Origin of the sequence: Bacillus cereus group sp. BfR-BA-01430, assembly GCF_022663115.1 — a bacterium.
In the GTDB taxonomy this organism is placed as follows: Bacteria; Bacillota; Bacilli; order Bacillales; family Bacillaceae_G; genus Bacillus_A; species Bacillus_A cereus_BD.
Genome location: NZ_JAKUEW010000020.1, coordinates 20,145 through 42,081, shown reverse-complemented (window position 1 = coordinate 42,081; position 21,937 = coordinate 20,145). Strand labels below are relative to the sequence as shown.

Here is a 21,937-nt window from a genome sequence, read left to right as displayed (position 1 = left end):
GTGTCAATCTCGGCATCATACTATGCTTTGAGATTGATGCTTTTTCTTTTCGGACAATCTATAAGAAAAAGGAATAGACAATGAAAATTAACCAATTTATAAGTGAAGCACTCTCCTGTTCAAGGCGAGAAACAGACCGTCTTATTAAAGCTGGGCGCGTCGCAATGAATGATAAAGTTTGTGCGCATGGTGTACTTGTAAAGCCTGATGATGTTGTAACGGTTGATGGAAAAGTTATTGAAAAAGAAGAAAAAGAAAAAGTATATATCGCCTTTCATAAACCAGTTGGAATTACTTGCACAGCTGCAGAACATATCGAAGGGAATATTATTGGTTATATCAACTATCCCGAAAGAATCTTTCCAGTTGGTCGCTTAGATAAAGCATCAGAAGGGTTAATTTTACTAACAAATGATGGGAAGATTGCCAATCAAATTTTACACGGAGACCATGAACATGAGAAAGAATATGTCGTAACTGTTGATAAGCCGTTTACGGATTGGTTTATTCATAGTATGAGCTGCGGTGTGAAAATTAAAGATGGAATGACAAAACCTTGTAAAGTAACAGAAGTAGATTGCTCTACATTTCGCATCGTTTTAACACAAGGAATGAATCGACAAATTCGGAGAATGAGCCGTGCTTTCGGTTATACAGTAACAAAACTAAAGCGCGTTCGAATTATGAACATAAAATTAGGTGAGCTTGAGGTTGGAAAGTGGCGCTACCTTACCGATGAAGAGTTACAAGAGTTACGAGGAGCATTATAGGGAGAGTTGTTTGCTCCGTATGTTTTTTATCCCGCTATTTTAGGCCACCTCAAGATGTAGAGAAAAGCAAGGAAGATAGGTGGGAGTAGGGCTGCCGTAACAGCCCGATTGGTGAGGGCTCATAATCCGTGGGGGATGAAGAAAACCCACACGGATTAAAGTTTCACTTTATCAGAAAAAATAAAACTGTTGCTTTTTTTTCAAATAGCCCATATAATAAAAAAACAACAAGTTTCGACAATATATTTTGTAAAAGTAATGATGAGGACATGAGTTATTTTTTACGATTCTCAGAGAGGGAGGCCTTAGGCTGTGAGCTTCCTAATACGAAAAGATAAACTTACCACCTCTAAACTTCAAGAGTGAACTGCATGTGCATTGTAATTCTTGGCGGATAAAACCGTTATCAATTTACACGAGCTATAAAATGAATTTTTTGTTATACATTCATTTTATTAGAATAAGGGTGGAACCACGATTTCAACACTCGTCCCTTTGTTAGGGACGGGTGTTTTTTGCGTTCTTTTGTAAAGGAAGGACGATATGGAAAAGGGTATGTAATGAATTTTGTTTCTGAATATTCTGTTTGTTCAAGGAGGTAAATGAAAGTGAAGTCATCTTTAAAGGTATCTGAAATATTTGCAATCAGTTTAATGTTATTTGCACTTTTCTTTGGTGCAGGAAATATGATTTTTCCACCAGCATTAGGACAAGGGGCTGGAACAAATGTATGGATTGCGTTATTTGGGTTTGTCATTACAGGTGTGGGACTTCCATTACTTGGGGTCATCGCGATTGCTTTAAAAGGAGATATTAATAAACTCGCAGGTCGTGTACATCCTTTATTTGCACTTGTTTTCATCGTTGCGATTTATTTATGTTTAGGTGTATTTGTGAGTGTACCACGTACAGGCACAGTTGCTTATGAAATGGCAGTTGCTCCATTTTTACCAACTGAAGTAGCTGGTGCAAAGTATCCACTTGTTATATTTACATTTATTTTCTTTGCTGTTACATTTTATTTAGCATTGAACCCATCAAAATTAGTGGGACGCATCGGAAAAGTATTAACACCGATTTTATTAGCAATTATTGCAATTATTGTTGTGAAAGCATTGATTTCTCCAATTGGAGAGTTCCGTGCACCGACTGAAACTTATAAAGATCCACTTTTCAAAGGGTTTATTGATGGATATTTAACCTTAGATGGATTAGCGGCGCTTGTTTTTGGAAATGTCGTTGTGAATACGTTAAAAGGAAAAGGTGTTACAGATAAGAAAAGTATTGCACGAGTGACAATTATTGCAGGGATCGTTGCTGCACTTGCCTTATTCCTTATTTATTTAGCGCTTGCTTATTTAGGAGCTTCTAGTGTTTCTCTCGGAATGGGGGAAAACGGTGGTGTGATTTTAACAAATATTGTACATCATTTATTTGGTGGATATGGCATTTTATTACTAGGTGTAGCAATCGCAGCGGCATGTTTAACAACATCTGTTGGAATCGTTGCAGCGTGCGGAGAGTTCTTTTCAGGATTACTACCAAAGCTTTCTTATCAAACAGTCATTTTTATTTTCTGTGCATTAGCATTTGTGGTAGCAAACCTTGGGTTAACACAGCTCATTGCATTAGCATTACCAATTTTAATTACACTGTATCCAATTGGGATTGTGTTGATTATCTTATCTCTTGTTGAAAATTATATTCCGATTCCATTAGCAATGTACGTAGGAGGTATGATAGGAGCATTTGCAATTAGCCTGTTTGATGGTTTACACAATGCTCATATTGAATTTGCAACACTTGCACCTATTTTAGAAAAAATACCACTTTATAGCGTTGGAATGGGTTGGCTAATTCCGGGAATCATTGGTATGTTTGTCGGATATATTGTGTCTATGTTTCAAAAGAGAGCAGTTGTGATAGAGAAGTAAGCGACAGGAGTGTTTTGAAGAAGGAGCTTGTTGTACTTACAAAGTGATAATATGGTATAGTGAAACGAGGCTGCTTTTTCAGCCTCGTTTTTCGTGCTTCCTAATCCATTAGAAAGCATTTAAATAGAAAGGAAGTCATTATATGAGATCTGAAGTTGCTGTGAAAATAAAACCAAAATTTATAAAACAATTGAAAAGTGGCTATCCACTCATTTTAAAAGAGGCAATTCAAAATGTAAATGACATACAAGAAGAAGGAACGATTCTTAACATATTAGATGAGAAAAATCAATTTCTTGGAAAAGGATATTACGGTAAGCAAAATAAAGGATATGGTTGGATTTTAACGAGAAAAGAGCAAGAACACATTGACCAAGCTTTCTTTGAACGAAAAATAAAGTCAGCGTTACATAAGAGAAAAGGTTTTTATAAATCAAATGATACAACAGCATTCCGCGTTCTAAATGGTGAAGGTGATGGTCTTGGCGGTGTAATCATTGATTATTATGCTGGGTTTTATGTGATTAGCTGGTATAGCGAAGGGATATATTCCTTTAAAAATGAAATTATTGGAGCCCTTCAAAAGGTAGCAAATTTCAAAGGAATCTATCAGAAGAAGCGCTTTGATACAAAAGGGAAATATATTGAAGAAGATGACTTTGTAATAGGAGAGCGCGGTGAATTCCCTCTTTTAGTGAAAGAGAACGGTGTAAACTTTGCGGTGTATTTAAATGATGGTGCAATGGTAGGGGTATTTTTAGATCAGCGTAACGTTCGAAAACAAATTCGTGATACGTATGCAAAGGGCAGAACGGTTTTAAATATGTTCTCTTATACAGGTGCGTTCTCCGTATTCGCAGCCCTTGGAGGAGCAATCAAAACGACAAGTGTCGACTTAGCAAATCGCAGTTTAAGTAAAACAATTGAACAATTTAGCGTAAATGGCATTGACTATGAAGCACAAGATATTATCGTGGAGGACGTATTCCATTACTTTAAATACGCAGCGAAGAAACAGATGAAGTTTGATATGGTTGTACTAGATCCACCAAGCTTTGCACGTTCGAAAAAATATACATTTCGTGCAGCAAAAGACTATAAAAACTTATTAAAAGAAACAATTGCCATTACAGAAAACAACGGTATCATCGTTGCTTCTACAAACTGTAGTACATTTGATATGAAAAAATTTAAAGGCTTTATCAGTGCAGCTTTTAAAGAGATGAATGGTAAATATAAAATTTTAGAAGAACATTCCTTACCAGAAGATTTCCGTACAATCGATCAATTTAAAGAAGGTAACTATTTAAAAGTAGTCTTTATTGAAAAGCTTAAAGGATAATCCTAAAAAAGAAGCTCAATCGTAAATGAGCTTCTTTTTTATTGGACAATATGCTGCACGCGGCCAACTTGTCCGTCTTGCAATCGAACTTTAATCCCGTGTGGATGAGATGGTGAGTTTGTTAAAATATCTTTTACAATCCCTCGAGTGAGAGTACCAGTCCGTTGATCTTTCTTTAAGACAATATCTACTTCTAGACCAGGTGAAATATTCGCTCGTTTTTGCCCGTTCATTTATACACCTGTACGTCTACGTTGATTATTTGGCTTTTTTGTTTGTTGACTTTGTAATTTTTTCGTTGCCTGGTCTTTATTTTTCATACTTGCTCCATTTTTGTTTCCTTGCTTTTTCTTCGCAAGTTGCTCGCGCATTAAATCCGCCAAGCTTACTTTTTTATTTTCTGACATAGTGAGTCTCCTTTATATAAAGTACATTGCAAACATGAGTCGCGAATTTCATCATATCATTGTTAGAGAAGGAAAGGAAGTTGGTTTGCACATTCATATAATTCTTTCCACTTTATAGCAGTTACGATACAATAAAATTGTTAATGTTTGTAAAAAGGGGATAGGAGCATGCCACATCATATTTTATTAATAGAAGATGACATTTCGATTCAGGAAATGGTTGAGAAATATTTATTAAAAGAGGGATTTCAAGTTACAATTGCTTCTGATGGAGAAGAAGGCGTTGCGAAATTTTTTAATGGAACATTTGACTTGATTATTCTTGATATTATGATGCCAAAGCTAGATGGTTTAGAAGTTGTGAGAATCATTCGCGAAAAAAGTGCTGTACCAATTTTAATGATGTCCGCAAAAGATACAGATGTCGATAAGGCGGTGGGGTTAGGACTTGGTGCAGATGATTACATTTGCAAACCATTCTCTATGATTGAATTGGCAGCGAGAGCAAAGGCAAGTATTCGAAGATTTACAAAGTATTCAGTTGTGGAGCAAAAAGAAGAAATGATTGTGATTGGTGATTTGAAAATAGATCCGATTAACTTCACTGTGCATAAAAAAGAAAAACGGTTAAAACTCACTTTAAAGGAATTCGAAATTTTAAAATTGTTCGTAAAGAATCAAAATCGTGTATTTACAAAAGCACAAATATATAATCTCATTTGGAATGAAGAATACTATGGCGATGATAATGTTATTAACGTTCATATGAGAAGGTTACGTGAGAAAATTGAAACAGATCCATCCAATCCAGAATATATTAAAACATTATGGGGAATTGGCTATAAGTTGGAAGTGATATAGCATGTTTTTTCTGTTCATGATTGTTATTTTTATATTATTAGGTGTCATTTATTTTCAATATAGAATAGGGAAAAGCAAGAGTGCGAATATACGTTATACGTATGAAAAATTAGAGAATATTATAAAGCAACAAACTGGTGAGAAATTATTAGTTGTAACGGATGATAAAGAACTACAGCAATTATTAGTAGCAATTAATCATTTATTAGATGCGAAACAAAAAACAAATGCGAATCATGCGAAGGTTGAAATTTCGATGAGAAAGATGCTTTCTAACATTTCTCATGATTTGAAAACGCCGCTCACTGTTATTCTTGGATATACGGAAATGTTAAATAAAGATAAAACGATGAACAAAGAAGAACAACAAATACTGTTAGAAAAGGTACATGTAAAAACGCTAGAAGTAATGGAACTTATTCATAAATTCTTTGATTTGGCGAGATTAGAATCTGGAGATAAAGCAATTGAAATAACAAAGGTGAATATGAATGAAGTGTGCCGAGAAAAGATTTTAACGTTTTATGATTTCATAACGACGAAAGGGTTTGAGGTACATATTGATATACCGGAGAAAAATATGTATGCATTTGGGAATGCAGAAGTATTAGGTCGTGTATTAAATAATTTAATATCCAATGCCATTACGTATGGATATGATGGAAAAATACTTGGTATTACGTTAAGAGATGATGGACGATATGTATATGTTGATGTATGGGACCGCGGTAAAGGAATTAATGAATCGCATATTGATAAAGTATTTGAGCGTATGTATACGTTAGAGGATTCAAGGAATCGACTATATCAAGGTAGTGGTCTTGGACTTACGATTACAAAACGACTGGTAGAAGCTTTAGGGGGAGAAATTCACCTTTTTAGTAAACCGTATGAAAAAACAGTATTTACGATTATGCTGAGAAAAATCGATTTTTAGCTTGTAGAAATAGGATTCTACAAGCTTTTTTTGAACGTAAGGAATTTGTAAGGAAGGGGTAAGAAAAAAGAGACCTTCATTGTCTATGCTAGAAATATAAAGTGATACGAAAGGAGAAAATGAAATGACATATATATTAAAAACGAATCAGTTAACAAAGGTGTTTCAAGGAAAAGAAGTAATTTCGGGCGTAAATATGCATGTGAAAAAAGGAGAAATTTACGGGTTTTTAGGACCAAATGGTGCCGGTAAAACAACGATTATGAAAATGATTGTAAATTTAATGAAACCAACGAGCGGAGATATTGAAATTTTTGGCGAGAAGTTAACAGGTACATCATATGAAGTGTTAAAACGTATGGGAATGATTATCGAGTACCCTATTTTTTATGAAAAATTAACAGCTCAAGAAAATTTATATCTTCATTGTGAATATATGGGTTACTACGATAAGAATGGAATTGAGCAGGCGTTACATCTTGTCAATTTACAAAACGTGGAGAATAAGAAAGTAAAAGACTTTTCATTAGGGATGAAACAAAGATTAGGAATTGCAAGAGCCATTTTAACGAAGCCGGAGTTACTAATTTTAGATGAACCAATCAATGGTTTAGATCCAGTCGGGATTAGGGAATTACGTGACTTATTAAAAATGCTTTGTAAAGAATATGGAATGACTTTATTAGTCTCTAGTCATATTTTAGGAGAAATGGAGCAAATGGCAGATACAATTGGGGTCATTCAAAATGGAAAATTGATAAAAGAAGTTTCAATGAAGAGTATTAATGGAAAACAAACGGAGTATATTGAAATTTCGGTTCCAGATGTGAAGCGTGCAGCTTACATGTTAGAAAATAAACTTCACATAACGAATTACAAAATAATGAGTGGAAATATGATTCGTGTGTATGAAATGACAGTGACGCAGCAAGAAATTTCTAAAACATTAATTATGAATGATGTGGAAATTGAAAGTATAAACAAAAAACATAGTTCATTAGAAGAGTATTTTTTAAATATTGTGAATGGAGAGGGTATTCGTGCTTAATTTAATGAGGCTTGAACTTATAAAATTTAAGTTGTGGCCGATTATAAGAGGGGCGCTTATTGCGATATGTGTTTTTTCTCTATTTGTAATATTACTTATGTTTGATGGTGAGTTTACACATTATGATGAAGTATTTAGATTCATTGATATTTTTATGAGAGGAATCTATATTATGTTTGGCGCGAGTTTAATTGCAAAATTTATTATTCAAGAGTTTCAAACGAAAACAATGACAGTTATGTTTATGTACCCAATTAATCGTAAAAAAATGATGATGGCTAAAATGTGTATTATTATGATCGTTACCTTGCTTCTTATTCTCATTTCTGAAGCGATTGTTTTTTGTCTTTTTTATATATTGAATTTATATCAACCAGTTATTACAGAATCACTCACGCTAGCAATCGTTAGTAAAAACGCCATTATGCTATTTGTACACGCAGTAGCAGCAACTGGAATTAGCTTAATTCCCATTTACTTCGGGATGAAGAACTATTCAGTACGTACAACGTTTATATCAGCAATTATCATTATGTGTCTTGTAACGTCAAGTATAAATGGTGAATATTCTTTATTTCATATTATCGCGATTCCTCTTGCGCTAGCTTGTGTAGGGTTGTTTATTGCGTATAGAGCGATAAGGAAAATTGAACAAGTAGATTTGTATAAATAAAAGAAGTTTGTCAACGTAGAAAGAGATCAATTAGTGGAGGAAACAATTATGTTAAAACTTATGAAACTAGAGTGGAGAAAACATCATTTATCTCGTTATTTTACAAGTGTTGCAATTTGTATCGTAGCCATTTTTGCTGTTGTTAGCCTTATGGCATGGGGATCTAAAGTTGAAGAGGATGTCATGTTCTCTGATTATGCTGGATTCATGTCTTTAGCAAATATTTTTATTAGAATCACATTTATCATTTTTGCGGCTGTTATGTTGTCGCGCTTAATTATTGATGAGTATAAGAATAAAACAATGCAATTATTGTTCGTGTATCCGTTACAACGAAAAACGTTGATACAAGCTAAATTGGCAATCGTTTTTGGATTTTGCTTTGTAAGTACAATTATGGCTACATTTCTAATTAGTATATTGTTATTCTTTTTGAATCCAATCATGGGTTTACTTGAAGTGCCTGTTACGATAAGTGATATCATTGTTACCATTCCTGCTACCTTTATAAACGGATTTATGATAGCGGGAATCAGTTTAGTTCCTTTATATTTTGGTATGAGAAAAAAATCAACACCGACAACCATTACTTCCGCTACCATTATCGGATTTTTAGTGAATGGATCCGTTGGTGATGCAAATAGTTCCATGAGTTTATTTGATTTTATAATTGTACCAATTGTGCTTTGTATATTAGGATTTTTCATTAGTTATTTTTCGTATCGTAAAGTTGATAAAGCAGATGTATCGTAAAGAAAGATATGACCACGACTAAAATGAACTGGAGAATAAAAAGTGAAGAAAATGATAGTAGCCGCTATTTTCATAATTGTAGTTGTTGGTATAGTTTTTAGTCTCAAGGAAGTAAGAGGAAAGAGTTTTGAAAAGAAAATTTCTTTTGCAGTAGATAGTGGGGAAGAAATAGAAGTAAATAATGAAAGTTGGAATGTTGAGTTTAAAAATACGGAATCCAAAAAAGTAACAATCACAGCTGAAGGGAAACAAAAAGATAAGAAGAATGCCCCTGTAGCGATTAAAAATGATGGGAAGAAAATGATAGTAAATCAACAAGATCAAAAAGGAGGATTTATTGAAGGATTCAGCTTTGGAAAGAAAGGTACTATTTATATTTCTATTCCAAAGGCTGGAGTAGATACAATTACTTTGAATAATAGTTCTGGTGATATAAAAATAAATGATATAAAGACTAAAAATGTTATATTTTCAAATAGATCGGGAGTGCAAAAGATTGAAGGGCTATTCGCAGAAAAAGGGACGTTTTCATCAAAAGAGGGGGAACTCAGTTTAAAAGATAGCTCAGTAGAAGAACTATCTGTATCTTCTACTATTGGTGATAACTACATTACAAATGTAACCACTTCTAAGCTGAAAGCCACTTCAATAGATGGTGAAGTATCCATTAAAGATATAAAGGAAGAAAAATCATTATTTATAGAGACGAAGTCAGGAGATATCGGAGTGTCTTATAATAAAGCACCTACTTCATTAAAGATTACGGCTAGTAGTAATTCATCCGATATAACAGTGAATTTAGCCGGGTTTAAGAAAAAGACGAATACGGAAAAGTTAAAAGAAGGTACGATTGGTAATGCATTAAATAAAGTGGAGCTTTTAAGTAAACAAGGAACTATAAATATAAATTCATGACCTTGATTTTCTTTGATTTACTTTAAGTATTGTTTTGCTAGGAATAGAAGCAGTGTTCAACATAGTAAATAGAATCAGGGGAACTGATTATGGATTTGTTGCTACTTAATCTAATAGGAGGGATTATAGCCCTTTTAATCGGAGGAATTTTATATTACAGACGCCCTGAGCAGAAAGTTTTTTTACTTTTAATGGCGATAGGGGTAGTAGATATCATTATAACTGGAATGAGAATGCTTTTAAAATAGAAGGAGGGGTGAAGAAGATGTTGCAACTTATGAAGCTAGAAATGAAGAAATGTAAGCTTGGGTGGTATGTGAAGGGAGCAATCATCGCAAATATAGTGATGGTTGCGCTGTTGTTTTTTGTAAGCTATGTGTCACAAATTGAAGGAGATGTAGAACTAAGAAATCCTCAAATGATGCTTTCAATGGCTAGTGCAATGGTGCGAGGAACATTTATTGTCTTTGCAGGAGTATTAATTGCAAAACTAGTAATTGAAGAATATAAAAACAAAACAATATTACTTATGTTTTCTTATCCAATTAATCGAAAAAAAATCATTGCTAGTAAGTTATTAATCACGGCAATGTTAACGTTTGTAACAGTTTTCTTATCCAATATTTTTGTAATAGGTGTCTTCTTTATTTTGAATCGTTATATGCTAGTTATTCCGAATACAATAACGATAGCGGAGTTGATGCAAGAAGGGATAAAAGTGATTCCTTTTTCCATTGCAGCTGCAGGAGCAGGTTTAATTCCATTGTATTTTGGTATGCGTAAACATTCTGTTCCAACAACGATTTTGTCTTCCTTAATTGTTGTGATGATCGCATGTCAAAGTCAACCAGAGTTCTCATTAGCGACCTTTTTGCCACTTCAATTCGCGCTTGCGGCTATTGGCATTATGATTGCTTCTTATGGAATTAGAAATATTGAGAATGAAGATGCACTGTAAAGTTCCACATGAAACAAGTGACAGAAAAAGACAAGGTTCTCAATCGAAGGCACTGAAAAAGTGATTGCTTTGAAAAAATAACGTGTGTTTTATCAATATACAGAAAACATAAAGGAGTCCATCACCTGTATATAGTAGGTGGTGGACTCCTTTTTCTTATTAGGTAGACTTTTTCAGTGGCCTCTTCTCAATCCTTTGTCTTTTTCCGTTATTACATTTTGGGAGCTTCCATTCCTGCAGCTGCCCATTCTTCCTTTGCAGGGCCGTAAATACCAGGAACTTTCAAACCGGCTTGGCGCATAAGTACAGTCATTTGACCACGATGATGATTTTGGTGGTTGATTAAAGTCATTAAAAAGATAGAATTAGGCATTGGACGCCCAAAGAAGTCATTTATTGTAGCTAAATCTTTATCAGTCCACTGTGTTTGAATCGCTTCAACAAATGATGCATTTACTTTACGATAATTCTCCGCAATTGTTTTTGTAGAAGTTGGAACAGGATAATCTTTTGTTTCGCCTTCAAATGTTAATCCTGTACCTGATAGCATAACAGGAACTGCCGTAACAATATGCCAAGCAACTCTACCTAAAGTCCAATGGTCAGGCGTAATTTCTTGTGTTAACGATTCATCAGTTAATGCATCTAATACTTTTTGTGTAGAATCAGCCTCGTATTTCCATGTTTTTAAAAAGCCCTCAATTGTTTGAAACATGTTATCCCCCCTATAGTTATTCAAATGATAAATTCACGAGAGGAGACATTTTTCCTTCTTTTTTATTTGATCCTGTAAAAGCCCGATTGGTGAGGACGGATGAAAGATTCATTTTATGCTACATTGATGTAGTGTGTACACATATTTAGGAAGTAATGTTGAAGAAGAGCGGATTCAGTGAAAAAGAAAGACAAAAGTATAAGCAAAAATAGCATTTGCTGCATGTAATAACTATTAGGATATAGGGAATAAATTGTTGTGTATAAAAGATTGGTTGTAGACCGAATCAGCTAACGTTTTATTCGGTTACTAGAGTGTATGTTAAAGATAAAAAATGAAGGAAGGAATCACTATGTCTCAATGGTACAATCATTTTCATACAAATTGTGGTTGTAATAAAACAACATATATTCATTCATGTTGTTTTAGCTGCGATGGGACGGTTCCTAAAATTGGTCCAACCGGCCCAACGGGAATAACAGGAGTGACGGGTCCAACCGGTCCAACGGGAATAACAGGAGTGACGGGTCCAACCGGCCCAACGGGAATAACAGGAGTGACGGGTCCAACCGGTCCAACGGGAATAGCAGGAGTAACCGGCCCAACCGGTCCGACAGGTGTTAGTGTAACGGCAACGTACGCTTTTGCCAATAATACATCTGGTGGCGCTATATCTGTTCTTCTTGGTGGAACGAATGTACCGCTTCCAAATAATCAAAATATTGGTCCAGGTATTACTGTTTCTGGTGGGAATACTGTATTTACTGTTGCAAGTGCAGGGAACTACTATATTTCATATACAATTAATATAACAGCTTCGTTATTAGTAAGTTCTCGAATTACTGTTAATGGCTCACCGCTTGCGGGAACCATTAATTCTCCACTAGTGGCAACAACTTCATTTAGCGCGACAATTATTACAAAGCTTGCGGCTGGTGATGCGATTAGTTTGCAGCTATTTGGATTATTGGCTGTTGCAACTTTATCAACTAGTACCCCTGGAGCCGTTTTGACGATTATTAGATTGAGTTGACTTGGAATTAGAAAGATTAGGTAACTAGGTTCCCTCTATTGTAATGAACGAATAGGGGAACAAGTACATAAAAAGTATCGAATAGTTACATAAAAGTCAGAATATTATGATTGTAACAAGGTGATGGCTATAATATAATGAAAACAATCATCATGAATGGGCATTCATTTTATAGTTATGAAAATGAAAGGAGGAATAGGAATGGAAAAGCCTTGGTTACAGTATTACCCAGAGGAAATTCCACATACCATTGCTTATGATACGCAGCCTCTTCCTATATATTTAGAGCAGATGTCTTCACGATACCCAGAAAAGAAAGCGCTTCATTTTTTAGGGAAGGATATTACTTTTTCAGAATTGAATAGCAAGGTGAGGCAGTTTGCAAACTTTATTCAGAAACTGGGAGTGAAAAAAGGTGATAGAGTAGCGATTATGTTACCCAATTGCCCGCAAGCTGTCATAGGATATTATGGAACGCTACTTGCAGGGGGGATCGTTGTACAAACGAACCCTCTTTATACAGAAAGGGAGCTAGAGTATCAACTACACGATTCTGGAGCGAAGGTCATTCTTTGTATGGATTTCGTATTTCCAAAGGTTACAAGCGTTCAATCCACTACAAAACTTGAACATATCATTGTAACTCGCATTGCTGATTTCTTACCATTTCCTAAAAATCTTATCTATCCATTCATTCAAAGGAAGCAAACAAATCTCATCGTAAAAGTTGAAGAAAGCCATATGATTCACCTATGGAATGCAGTCGAAAAAGAGCGTGATACAGCGGTAGATATACTTTGTGATCCTGAAAATGATCTAGCCCTTTTACAATATACGGGGGGGACGACAGGATTTCCAAAAGGAGTTATGTTAACGCATAAAAATCTTATATCGAACACTTTAATGGGAATTCATTGGTTATATAATTGTGTAGAAGGGGAGGAAGTTGTTCTTGGTGTGCTGCCGTTTTTCCATGTATACGGGATGACTGCTGTTATGAATTTAAGTATTATGCAAGGGTATAAAATGGTACTGATTCCAAAGTTCGATATGAAAATGGTTTTTGAAACAATAAAGAAGCATAAAGTTACGCTATTTCCAGGAGCTCCGACCATTTATATTGCTCTTTTAAATAGTCCGCTTCTCAAAGAATATGATATATCTTCTATTCGTGCTTGTATTAGTGGTTCTGCTCCATTACCTGTAGAAGTACAGGAGAAGTTCGAAAGGATTACTGGTGGTAAGTTAGTAGAAGGCTATGGACTGACAGAATCATCACCGGTTACTCATAGTAATTTTCTATGGGAAAAACGTGTGTCAGGAAGTATTGGTGTTCCGTGGCCAGATACGGATGCACGTATTGTATCGCTTGAAACAGGAGAAATATTGCCGCCAGGTGAAATTGGTGAGATTGTGGTCAAAGGCCCTCAAATTATGCAAGGGTATTGGAATAAACCTGAAGAGACAGCAGCAGTATTGCAAGATGGCTGGTTGCATACGGGTGATGTTGGTTATATGGATGAGGAAGGATTTTTTTATGTGAAAGATCGTAAAAAAGATATGATAGTTGCCAGTGGTTTTAATGTGTACCCACGCGAGGTAGAAGAAGTACTATATGAATATGATAAAGTACAAGAAGTGGTTGTAATCGGAATTCCTGATCCGTATCGCGGTGAAACTGTAAAGGCTTATATTGTCTTAAAAGAAGATGAAGTTTGCTCCGAAGAAGAATTGGATCGATTTGCTCGTAAATATTTAGCTGCTTATAAGGTCCCAAAAGTATATGAGTTTCGAAGTGAATTACCAAAGACAACAGTTGGTAAGATTTTACGACGAGCTCTTATTGAAGAAGAGAAAAAAAAGAAAGAGGAGGAACAAACGGGCTAAGGCCCTTTCTTTTTGAAAATATAGGATTGACAATATTTTAAATAGTCAGTAATATTAAAATATGAATGACTACTCATTCAGTCATCTTCTTGAAGGGGACAGTAAAGTGAAAAAGAATAGACCGAAATATAATCAAATTATTGATGCTGCAGTGATTGTGATTGCAGAAAATGGATACCATCAAGCGCAAGTTTCGAAAATTGCAAAGCAAGCTGGCGTAGCTGATGGGACAATTTATTTGTATTTTAAAAATAAAGAAGATATATTAATTTCCTTATTCCAAGAGAAGATGGGAGAATTTATCGAAACAATTCGTCAAAAAACAGCAGGAATTGAAAGCGCTGTAGAGAAGTTATTTATGTTGGTAGAAATGCACTTCTTGCTGTTATCACAAAATGATTCTCTTGCTATTGTTACGCAACTAGAGCTTAGACAATCCAATCAAGAACTACGCCTTAAAATAAATGAGGTACTAAAAGGATATTTACAAGTCATCGATGAAATTTTAGAAACAGGTATAAGACAAGGAGAATTTAGAGCGAATTTGAATGTTCGTGTAGCAAGGCAAATGATCTTTGGAACAGTAGATGAGGTTGTAACCAATTGGGTAATGAGCGATCATAAATATGATTTGGTCGCACTTTCAAAAACGGTACATGAGCTACTTGTTTTAGCTTGTGGTTATCGTCAATAATGGGAGGGATCAAGTTGAAATTCCTATCTGTAGCAGTTGAAGATCATATTGCAGTGGTGACGTTCAATCATCCGCCAGCTAATGCAATGTCTTCACAAGTTATGCATGACGTAACTGAATTAATTGATCAAGTTGAAAAAGACGACAATATTCGTGTTGTTGTTCTTCATGGGGAAGGTCGCTTCTTCTCAGCAGGGGCAGATATTAAGGAATTTACTTCTGTTGAGGAAGCAAAGCAAGCGACAGAGCTGGCACAGCTTGGACAAGTTACATTTGAGCGCGTAGAAAAGTGTTCAAAACCAGTTATTGCGGCAATTCATGGAGCGGCACTTGGCGGTGGCCTTGAGTTTGCTATGTCTTGCCATATGCGTTTTGCAACTGAAAGTGCAAAGCTTGGTTTACCTGAGCTAACACTAGGATTAATCCCTGGATTTGCAGGAACACAACGATTACCTCGTTATGTTGGAAAAGCAAAAGCTTGTGAAATGATGTTAACAAGCACGCCGATTACTGGTGCACAAGCATTAGAATGGGGTCTTGTAAATGGGGTGTTCTCTGAAGAATCCTTGTTGGAGGAGACGATCAAAATTGCAAAACAAATTGCAGGGAAAAGTCCTGCGACAGTTCGCGCTGTGCTAGAGTTATTGCAAACGACGAAATCATCCCAATATTATGAGGGTGTGCAACGTGAAGCGCAAATCTTCGGAGAAGTATTTACAAGCGAGGATGGAAGAGAAGGTGTAGCGGCATTTTTAGAAAAGCGCAAGCCTTCATTTAGCGGTAGGTAGTACATTATTTTTTTAATATAAATTAACAGAATATTTAAATTGACGGAATCTTTCTGAAAAAATAAGGGGGTAAATGGAATGAACATCTACGTACTCATGAAACGAACATTTGATACAGAAGAGAAAATTGTAATTAAGAATGGTGCAATTTATGATGGCGAAGCGGAATTCATCATCAACCCTTACGATGAATATGCGATTGAAGAAGCCATTCAAGTAAGAGATGCGCATGGCGGTGAAATTACAGTTGTAACAGTTGGTGGTGAAGATAGCGAAAAAGAACTTCGCACTGCGCTAGCAATGGGTTGCGACAAAGCGGTATTAATTAATATTGAAGATGATGTGGAAAATGGTGATCAATTTACAACAGCAAAAATACTTGCAGAGTATTTAAAAGATAAAGAAGCAGATTTGATTTTAGGTGGAAACGTAGCGATTGATGGTGCATCTGGACAAGTTGGTCCTCGTGTAGCGGAAGCGCTAAATATGCCATATGTAACAACAATTACAAAGCTTGAAATTGATGGTGCAAAAGTGAAGATTGAGCGCGACGTTGAGGGAGATACAGAAGTGATTGAAACATCGTTACCGCTTTTAGTAACTGCGCAGCAAGGTTTAAATGAACCTCGTTATCCATCACTGCCAGGTATTATGAAAGCGAAGAAAAAGCCGCTTGAAGACATAGAATTAGATGATTTAGATTTAGAAGAAGAAGATGTGGAGGCAAAAACAAAAACAATTGAAATCTACTTACCTCCTAAGAAAGATGCAGGTAAAGTGTTACAAGGCGAGCTGCAAGATCAAGTAAAAGAACTTGTATCATTGCTCCATACAGAAGCAAAAGTAATCTAATAAAATACGAAATTATATATGCAGGAGGGAAAATCTATGGCTCGTAAAGTATTAGTAATGGGTGAGGTTCGTGACGGATCACTACGTAACGTTTCATTTGAGGCAATCGCAGCAGCGAAAACAATTGCAGAAGGTGGAGAAGTAGTTGGCCTTCTGATTGGAGAAAGTGTTGCTAGTTTGGCAAGTGAATTGATTCATTACGGTGCAGATCGCGTTGTGACAGTTGAAAGTGATACATTAAAATCATATACATCCGATGGTTATGCGCAAGCATTTTTAGTTGTATACGATGAAGAAAAACCAGAGGGGATTGTATTTGGGCATACAGCACTTGGAAAAGACTTATCGCCAAAATTAGCCGCAAAACTAGAAGCGGGACTTGTTTCTGATGTAACTGCTTTAGAAGTTGCTGGCGGTAATGTTGTATTCACTCGTCCAATTTATTCTGGTAAAGCATTTGAGAAGAAAATCGTAACAGATGGTATTTTGTTTGCAACAGTGCGCCCAAACAATATTACGCCGCTGGAAAAAGATGAGTCGCGTACGGGCGACGTATCATCTATTGCAGTCGATGTAAAAGATTTGCGTACGATTATTCAAGATGTTGTTCGTAAAACAACAACAGGTGTAGATCTTTCGGAAGCGAAAGTAATCGTTGCCGGTGGACGCGGAGTGAAAAGTGAAGATGGTTTTAAACCGTTACAAGAATTAGCTGATGTTTTAGGAGGGGCTGTTGGAGCATCTCGTGGAGCTTGTGATGCAGAATATTGCGACTACTCATTACAAATTGGGCAAACAGGTAAAGTTGTTACACCAGATTTATACATTGCATGTGGTATTTCCGGTGCGATTCAACATTTAGCTGGTATGTCTAACTCGAAAGTAATCGTTGCAATTAATAAAGACCCAGAAGCAAGTATTTTTAAAGTAGCTGACTATGGTATTGTTGGTGACTTATTTGAAGTCGTACCACTTTTAACAGAGGAGTTTAAAAAGTTAAAAGTACATTCTTAATTTGATGCTCTTTGTGTTTCAAGTGAATGACCCCTATAGATAAGAAAAGGTGGGAGATCTCTTGTCTCTCACTTTTTTCATATGTATTCTATATTTTTGTATAGTATAAAGGTACATTTTTTTGTTACAATACATAACGATACATAATATTCGCCACGTATATAAGATAATGATATACTCTTGGTAGAATACACTTGAAGGAGGAAATAAAATGGCAATTGTAAACGCAACTGACCAAAGCTTCGCATCTGAAACAAGCGAAGGTGTTGTATTATTAGATTTTTGGGCACCATGGTGTGGACCTTGTAAAATGATCGCTCCTGTATTAGAAGAAATCGATGCAGAATTAGGCGATAAAGTAAAAGTAGTAAAAGTAGATGTTGATGAAAATCAAGAAACTGCTCGTCAATTCGAAGTAATGAGCATTCCTGCTCTTTTCGTTTTAAAAGATGGTAAAGTAGTTGATCAAACATTAGGTTACAAACCAAAAGAAGCGTTAGTAGAATTAGTTTCTAAACACTTCTAAAAAGAAAAACGTTGCCCTGTTGGCAGCGTTTTTTCTTTTTATCAAAACCATTTTTCATTCATTTGTTTTAAAAAAAGTTCGGTTATTTGAAAACCAGGCCCTTCCCCTATAATAGAGTCTATGCCACAATGAGGACAAACAGCTGTATTGTTGTTATCCCACCATTCCACGATTTCTATTGGATGAAAAATTTTTAAACAATAAAAACAGCCGCATATGCAATCCTTTTCTAAGTAAGTTCTATTATGAGAGGAAAAATAGTGAGCATTTATGAATTGTTTTTCCATTATCATTCTCCATCTTCTTTTTCCGATATACTCATTACTTTATATGTAAATTATTTTTGAATCCATTATGCGTTAAGGAGAAGGAAAAGTCTATCGTAATTTGCATGTAACATTATAAATATAAATAGAAGAGATTTTCCTTTTTTCTTATTTTCCGTTACAATGAAAGAACGTATGTTGGGGAGTAACAGATATGTTTCTCTATATAAATAACAAGGATACACATGGAGAATGGAGGTATGAGAGTGCACGAACATTTAAAAGAGAAGTTAGCGATTTTACCAGACCAACCAGGTTGTTATTTAATGAAGGATAAGCAAGGAACGGTTATATATGTCGGAAAGGCGAAAGTATTAAAAAATCGTGTGCGCTCGTATTTTACCGGTTCACATGATGGGAAGACGCTTCGCCTTGTTGGAGAGATTGCTGACTTTGAATACATTGTGACTTCTTCCAATTTAGAAGCGCTTATTTTAGAATTAAATTTAATTAAAAAGTATGATCCACGCTATAATATTAAATTAAAAGATGATAAAACATATCCGTTTATTAAAATTACTGGAGAGAAGCAGCCGCGTTTACTGATTACACGAAATGTGAAAAAGGATAAAGGAAAGTATTTTGGCCCTTATCCGAACTCACAGTCTGCACATGAAACGAAAAAATTACTAGATCGTATGTATCCGCTTCGGAAATGTACAAAAATGCCGGATAAAGTATGTCTATATTATCATATGGGGCAATGTTTAGCGCCTTGTGTGAACGAAGTAACAGATGAACAAAATAAAGAAATCGTTGATAAAATTACAAAATTTTTAAATGGTGGGCATAAAGAAATCCGTTCAGAATTAGAAGCGAAAATGTATGAGGCATCTGAGAAATTGGAATTTGAACGGGCGAAAGAACTGCGCGATCAAATTGCTCATATGGATGCAATTATGGAAAAGCAAAAGATGATTATGAACGATATTGTGGATCGTGATGTATTTGGATATGCAGTAGATAAAGGGTGGATGTGCGTGCAAGTCTTCTTCATTCGAAAAGGGAAGTTGATTGAGCGTGACGTTTCTATGTTTCCGATTTATGATGAACCAGAGGAAGGATTTCTAACATTTATTGGCCAATTTTATGAGCAAAACAATCATTTTAAACCGAAAGAAATCGCCGTTCCAGGAAGTATTGATCCTGAATTAGTAGAGCGTTTTTTAGAAGTGGATGTAACGCAGCCAAAGCGCGGGAAGAAAAAAGAACTTGTTGAACTGGCAAATAAAAATGCGAAAATTGCTTTAGAAGAGAAATTTTATTTAATTGAACGTGATGAAGAGCGTACAGTAAAAGCAATTGAAAATTTAGGAGAACAGTTAGGAATTGACACACCATATCGGATTGAAGCGTTTGATAACTCAAATATTCAAGGAGCCAATCCTGTATCGGCAATGATTGTATTTATAGATGGAAAGCCTGCGAAAAAGGAATATCGTAAATATAAAATCAAAACGGTTCAAGGCCCTGATGATTATGAATCGATGCGGGAAGTTGTGCGTCGCCGCTATACAAGAGCATTAAAAGAAGGATTACCGCTTCCTGATTTAATTGTAATTGATGGCGGGAAAGGGCATCTTGCAGCGGCAAGTGATGTTTTAGAAAATGAGCTTGGATTATATATTCCGATGGCTGGACTTGTGAAAGATGAGAAGCACCGAACATCTCATTTAATCATCGGTGATCCACCAGAGCCTGTTATGCTAGAAAGAAATAGTCAAGAGTTTTATTTATTACAACGAATTCAAGATGAGGTCCATCGATTTGCGATTACATTCCATCGGCAGCTGCATGGAAAGTCAGTTATTCAATCTGCTTTAGATGGAATTCCAGGAGTGGGAGAAAAGAGAAAGAAAGTATTGTTAAAGCATTTTGGTTCCTTGAAAAAAATGAAGGAAGCTTCTGTAGGGGAATTTATGGAGGCGGGAATACCGCAACATGTAGCGGAAACCATTTATTCTTATTTAACGAACAACAAGACATTGTAGTTTACAATGTCTTCTGTTTTTTGTTATAATTTCAGAAGATTTAAAATAATATTATGTGAATGAATGTACAAAATGTAAAACAGTCAACTAAACATATGTGTCTAGTTGACTGCTAGTAGAGAGATTATACTTCAATGATGTCTTTTACATCCCATTTTACAAGGAATGTGATAGAATCCGAACGCTTCTTTTGTTCTTCATAGGATTCTGCAACAACATTTCGTTGCTTTTGAATTTGTTCAGCAATAAAGCCAGCTTCTAATTGATAAGAAGAATGGCGTTTTTGTTTTTCACGTTCTATGATAAGTGGGCCAGTTAGCTGAAAATGCATTTCTCGTCGTTTATGCTCGATGATACTTAAAGTACCCCAGCCAGCTTTTTCAAAAAAATGAATCACTTCTTCAATTGTTTCTAGTGGGTATTTTCTAGCTAAGTTTCTACCAGCCCAATATAAAATTTCATTTAATTCTTTACCGATTAAATCAGGCAATAATTCCTCACGAAGTAACTCATAAGCGAACGCGTTCAAAGAAATATCCTGTAAAGATTCTATATCGACTTTATTTTTGCTCACAATATTCCCCTCTTTCTATAGGGATTATTATATAACATTTCTCGTTTATAAAAACAGCACTTTCTACGGGAAAATATGAATATATAGGAAGAAAAAAAGAATTGGCAAATTATATGCAAATTATGTATACGTTTTCTTGACGCTTCGACAAAAATAGGAGTAAAATGAACTTGGTATCAAATTATGCTGAAATATTTCGAATAATTTTTTCAGTTTTTCTTATAGCAATAGTGAAAAAACATTATTGTTATAAACTATTCTGAAAGCAGCAGTCAAACATTCAAGGGGGGTAATGGGGACATGAAAGGCCGCGAGTATACGTTTCGTAAGTGGCACTCATTAATGGGAGTCATCCCGGTTGGTGTCTTTTTGACGCAACACTTAGTAGTAAATAATTTTGCAACAAGAGGAGCAGAGGCTTTTAACAAAGCTGCCCATTTTATGGAGCTCCTTCCATTCCGGTATGCGCTAGAGATTTTTGTCATCTTTTTACCGATACTGTACCATGCGATATATGGATTATATATTGCCTTTACAGCTAAGAATAATGCAATATCATACAGCTATTTCCGCAACTGGATGTTCGTTTTCCAAAGAATCTCAGGGGTTATCACTCTTATCTTTATCTCCTGGCATGTTTGGGAAACTCGTATTCAAGCTGCGATGGGACAGCAAGTGAACTATGATATGATGGCGAATATTTTAGGCAATCCTGTTATGTTTGGTTTCTATTTAGTTGGAGTTGTATCAACAATTTTCCACTTTGCAAATGGACTATGGACATTCTGCATTAGCTGGGGAATTACAGTATCACCACGTTCGCAACGTATCTCTACTTATATAACTTTGGCAATTTTCTTAGGTTTATCTTATGTAGGTGTGAGTGCATTATTAGCGTTTGTTGATCCGCAGCTAGCAAATCAGTAAGGAGTGGGAGAG

General features: G+C 35.5%; 25 protein-coding genes and 1 other annotated feature. Of the genes, 20 read left to right on the top strand and 5 right to left on the bottom strand.

All coding sequences use genetic code 11. From position 1 onward, the window contains the following. Positions 1–80: 80 nt before the first annotated feature. From MR058_RS20980 to MR058_RS20970, 3 genes are all read left to right on the top strand, one after another. On the top strand, positions 81–770 hold the full coding sequence (locus tag MR058_RS20980) for a 23S rRNA pseudouridine(2604) synthase RluF (RefSeq protein ID WP_242145676.1): 690 nt from the start codon (positions 81–83) through the stop codon (positions 768–770). Positions 771–1,019: 249 nt separating this feature from the next. Beyond that, positions 1,020–1,268 (top strand) — a binding site (T-box leader). Positions 1,269–1,378: 110 nt separating this feature from the next. Further along, on the top strand, positions 1,379–2,704 hold the full coding sequence (brnQ6, locus tag MR058_RS20975; protein ID WP_242145675.1) for a branched-chain amino acid transport system II carrier protein BrnQ6: 1,326 nt from the start codon (positions 1,379–1,381) through the stop codon (positions 2,702–2,704). Positions 2,705–2,846: 142 nt separating this feature from the next. After that, positions 2,847–4,046 carry a class I SAM-dependent rRNA methyltransferase gene (locus tag MR058_RS20970; protein ID WP_242145674.1) on the top strand — a complete coding sequence of 400 codons (1,200 nt, stop codon included), beginning with the start codon at positions 2,847–2,849 and terminating at the stop codon, positions 4,044–4,046. 38 nt (positions 4,047–4,084) lie between these two features. Here the strand turns inward: MR058_RS20970 and MR058_RS20965 are convergent, their stop codons facing one another. Together MR058_RS20965 and MR058_RS20960 are read right to left on the bottom strand one after the other, a co-directional pair. Next, entirely contained in the window at positions 4,085–4,279 is a 195-nt protein-coding gene (locus MR058_RS20965; RefSeq protein ID WP_006096211.1) for a YwbE family protein, read from the bottom strand. Then, positions 4,280–4,453, bottom strand: a complete 174-nt coding sequence (locus tag MR058_RS20960; RefSeq protein ID WP_242145673.1) for a hypothetical protein — start codon at positions 4,451–4,453, stop codon at positions 4,280–4,282. It lies immediately after the preceding gene. Positions 4,454–4,621: 168 nt separating this feature from the next. On the opposite strand from MR058_RS20960, the gene MR058_RS20955 reads away from it, so the two are divergent. From MR058_RS20955 to MR058_RS20920, 8 genes are all read left to right on the top strand, one after another. Continuing rightward, positions 4,622–5,314 (top strand): response regulator transcription factor, encoded by a 693-nt coding sequence (locus MR058_RS20955; protein WP_242145672.1) that lies wholly within the window; start codon positions 4,622–4,624, stop codon positions 5,312–5,314. Position 5,315: 1 nt separating this feature from the next. After that, positions 5,316–6,251: a HAMP domain-containing histidine kinase gene (locus tag MR058_RS20950; protein WP_242145671.1), complete on the top strand. Its 936-nt coding sequence runs from the start codon at positions 5,316–5,318 to the stop codon at positions 6,249–6,251. Between the two features lie 124 nt (positions 6,252–6,375). Further along, the gene (locus MR058_RS20945; RefSeq protein ID WP_242145670.1) at positions 6,376–7,299 is read left to right on the top strand and encodes an ABC transporter ATP-binding protein; all 924 of its coding nucleotides are present in this window, start codon (positions 6,376–6,378) and stop codon (positions 7,297–7,299) included. 97 nt (positions 7,300–7,396) lie between these two features. After that, positions 7,397–7,972, top strand: a complete 576-nt coding sequence (locus tag MR058_RS20940) for an ABC transporter permease (RefSeq protein ID WP_242145669.1) — start codon at positions 7,397–7,399, stop codon at positions 7,970–7,972. Between the two features lie 48 nt (positions 7,973–8,020). Beyond that, entirely contained in the window at positions 8,021–8,725 is a 705-nt protein-coding gene (locus MR058_RS20935; protein WP_242145668.1) for an ABC transporter permease, read from the top strand. Between the two features lie 42 nt (positions 8,726–8,767). Continuing rightward, the gene (locus tag MR058_RS20930; RefSeq protein ID WP_242145667.1) at positions 8,768–9,640 is read left to right on the top strand and encodes a DUF4097 family beta strand repeat-containing protein; all 873 of its coding nucleotides are present in this window, start codon (positions 8,768–8,770) and stop codon (positions 9,638–9,640) included. Positions 9,641–9,729: 89 nt separating this feature from the next. Next, complete coding sequence (locus tag MR058_RS20925; RefSeq protein ID WP_242145666.1) at positions 9,730–9,888, top strand: hypothetical protein; 159 nt, start codon at positions 9,730–9,732, stop codon at positions 9,886–9,888. A 17-nt stretch (positions 9,889–9,905) separates the two neighbouring features. Next, complete coding sequence (locus tag MR058_RS20920) at positions 9,906–10,598, top strand: ABC transporter permease (RefSeq protein ID WP_242145665.1); 693 nt, start codon at positions 9,906–9,908, stop codon at positions 10,596–10,598. 211 nt (positions 10,599–10,809) lie between these two features. Here the strand turns inward: MR058_RS20920 and MR058_RS20915 are convergent, their stop codons facing one another. Then, positions 10,810–11,313: a DinB family protein gene (locus MR058_RS20915; RefSeq protein ID WP_242145664.1), complete on the bottom strand. Its 504-nt coding sequence runs from the start codon at positions 11,311–11,313 to the stop codon at positions 10,810–10,812. Between the two features lie 352 nt (positions 11,314–11,665). Here MR058_RS20915 and MR058_RS20910 point away from each other — a divergent pair, with 352 nt between their 5' ends. The 7 genes from MR058_RS20910 to trxA all read left to right on the top strand — a co-directional run bounded on the left by MR058_RS20910 (position 11,666) and on the right by trxA (position 18,107). Continuing rightward, positions 11,666–12,346: a BclA C-terminal domain-containing protein gene (locus MR058_RS20910; RefSeq protein ID WP_242145663.1), complete on the top strand. Its 681-nt coding sequence runs from the start codon at positions 11,666–11,668 to the stop codon at positions 12,344–12,346. A 201-nt stretch (positions 12,347–12,547) separates the two neighbouring features. Further along, the gene (locus tag MR058_RS20905) at positions 12,548–14,233 is read left to right on the top strand and encodes a long-chain-fatty-acid--CoA ligase (protein WP_242145662.1); all 1,686 of its coding nucleotides are present in this window, start codon (positions 12,548–12,550) and stop codon (positions 14,231–14,233) included. A gap of 106 nt (positions 14,234–14,339) precedes the next feature. Continuing rightward, positions 14,340–14,927 (top strand): TetR/AcrR family transcriptional regulator, encoded by a 588-nt coding sequence (locus MR058_RS20900; RefSeq protein ID WP_472927017.1) that lies wholly within the window; start codon positions 14,340–14,342, stop codon positions 14,925–14,927. Continuing rightward, the gene (locus MR058_RS20895) at positions 14,927–15,715 is read left to right on the top strand and encodes an enoyl-CoA hydratase (RefSeq protein WP_242145660.1); all 789 of its coding nucleotides are present in this window, start codon (positions 14,927–14,929) and stop codon (positions 15,713–15,715) included. The genes MR058_RS20900 and MR058_RS20895 overlap by 1 nt, the downstream gene beginning before the upstream one ends. Before the next feature lie 78 nt (positions 15,716–15,793). After that, entirely contained in the window at positions 15,794–16,567 is a 774-nt protein-coding gene (gene etfB, locus MR058_RS20890) for an electron transfer flavoprotein subunit beta/FixA family protein (RefSeq protein ID WP_242145659.1), read from the top strand. 36 nt (positions 16,568–16,603) lie between these two features. Continuing rightward, the gene (locus MR058_RS20885) at positions 16,604–17,581 is read left to right on the top strand and encodes an electron transfer flavoprotein subunit alpha/FixB family protein (protein WP_242145658.1); all 978 of its coding nucleotides are present in this window, start codon (positions 16,604–16,606) and stop codon (positions 17,579–17,581) included. A gap of 211 nt (positions 17,582–17,792) precedes the next feature. After that, positions 17,793–18,107 (top strand): thioredoxin, encoded by a 315-nt coding sequence (gene trxA, locus MR058_RS20880; RefSeq protein WP_242145657.1) that lies wholly within the window; start codon positions 17,793–17,795, stop codon positions 18,105–18,107. A gap of 41 nt (positions 18,108–18,148) precedes the next feature. Here the strand turns inward: trxA and MR058_RS20875 are convergent, their stop codons facing one another. Next, positions 18,149–18,394 (bottom strand): cytoplasmic protein, encoded by a 246-nt coding sequence (locus MR058_RS20875; protein ID WP_242145656.1) that lies wholly within the window; start codon positions 18,392–18,394, stop codon positions 18,149–18,151. Positions 18,395–18,639: 245 nt separating this feature from the next. On the opposite strand from MR058_RS20875, the gene uvrC reads away from it, so the two are divergent. Beyond that, complete coding sequence (gene uvrC / locus MR058_RS20870; RefSeq protein ID WP_242145655.1) at positions 18,640–20,424, top strand: excinuclease ABC subunit UvrC; 1,785 nt, start codon at positions 18,640–18,642, stop codon at positions 20,422–20,424. Between the two features lie 124 nt (positions 20,425–20,548). Here uvrC and MR058_RS20865 read toward each other — a convergent pair whose 3' ends face one another. Then, positions 20,549–20,998, bottom strand: a complete 450-nt coding sequence (locus MR058_RS20865; RefSeq protein WP_242145654.1) for a YslB family protein — start codon at positions 20,996–20,998, stop codon at positions 20,549–20,551. Between the two features lie 300 nt (positions 20,999–21,298). On the opposite strand from MR058_RS20865, the gene MR058_RS20860 reads away from it, so the two are divergent. Then, positions 21,299–21,925 carry a succinate dehydrogenase cytochrome b558 subunit gene (locus MR058_RS20860; protein WP_242145653.1) on the top strand — a complete coding sequence of 209 codons (627 nt, stop codon included), beginning with the start codon at positions 21,299–21,301 and terminating at the stop codon, positions 21,923–21,925. Positions 21,926–21,937: the final 12 nt, after the last annotated feature.

Coding starts and splice junctions, on each gene's coding strand:
- MR058_RS20980 (WP_242145676.1), top strand. CDS start 81: ATGAAAATTAACCAATTTATAAGTGAAGCACTCTCCTGTTCAAGGCGA.
- MR058_RS20970 (WP_242145674.1), top strand. CDS start 2,847: ATGAGATCTGAAGTTGCTGTGAAAATAAAACCAAAATTTATAAAACAA.
- MR058_RS20965 (WP_006096211.1), bottom strand. CDS start 4,279: ATGAACGGGCAAAAACGAGCGAATATTTCACCTGGTCTAGAAGTAGAT.
- MR058_RS20960 (WP_242145673.1), bottom strand. CDS start 4,453: ATGTCAGAAAATAAAAAAGTAAGCTTGGCGGATTTAATGCGCGAGCAA.
- MR058_RS20955 (WP_242145672.1), top strand. CDS start 4,622: ATGCCACATCATATTTTATTAATAGAAGATGACATTTCGATTCAGGAA.
- MR058_RS20950 (WP_242145671.1), top strand. CDS start 5,316: ATGTTTTTTCTGTTCATGATTGTTATTTTTATATTATTAGGTGTCATT.
- MR058_RS20945 (WP_242145670.1), top strand. CDS start 6,376: ATGACATATATATTAAAAACGAATCAGTTAACAAAGGTGTTTCAAGGA.
- MR058_RS20940 (WP_242145669.1), top strand. CDS start 7,397: ATGTTTGATGGTGAGTTTACACATTATGATGAAGTATTTAGATTCATT.
- MR058_RS20935 (WP_242145668.1), top strand. CDS start 8,021: ATGTTAAAACTTATGAAACTAGAGTGGAGAAAACATCATTTATCTCGT.
- MR058_RS20925 (WP_242145666.1), top strand. CDS start 9,730: ATGGATTTGTTGCTACTTAATCTAATAGGAGGGATTATAGCCCTTTTA.
- MR058_RS20920 (WP_242145665.1), top strand. CDS start 9,906: ATGTTGCAACTTATGAAGCTAGAAATGAAGAAATGTAAGCTTGGGTGG.
- MR058_RS20915 (WP_242145664.1), bottom strand. CDS start 11,313: ATGTTTCAAACAATTGAGGGCTTTTTAAAAACATGGAAATACGAGGCT.
- MR058_RS20910 (WP_242145663.1), top strand. CDS start 11,666: ATGTCTCAATGGTACAATCATTTTCATACAAATTGTGGTTGTAATAAA.
- MR058_RS20905 (WP_242145662.1), top strand. CDS start 12,548: ATGGAAAAGCCTTGGTTACAGTATTACCCAGAGGAAATTCCACATACC.
- MR058_RS20895 (WP_242145660.1), top strand. CDS start 14,927: ATGGGAGGGATCAAGTTGAAATTCCTATCTGTAGCAGTTGAAGATCAT.
- etfB (WP_242145659.1), top strand. CDS start 15,794: ATGAACATCTACGTACTCATGAAACGAACATTTGATACAGAAGAGAAA.
- MR058_RS20885 (WP_242145658.1), top strand. CDS start 16,604: ATGGCTCGTAAAGTATTAGTAATGGGTGAGGTTCGTGACGGATCACTA.
- trxA (WP_242145657.1), top strand. CDS start 17,793: ATGGCAATTGTAAACGCAACTGACCAAAGCTTCGCATCTGAAACAAGC.
- MR058_RS20875 (WP_242145656.1), bottom strand. CDS start 18,394: ATGGAAAAACAATTCATAAATGCTCACTATTTTTCCTCTCATAATAGA.
- MR058_RS20860 (WP_242145653.1), top strand. CDS start 21,299: ATGAAAGGCCGCGAGTATACGTTTCGTAAGTGGCACTCATTAATGGGA.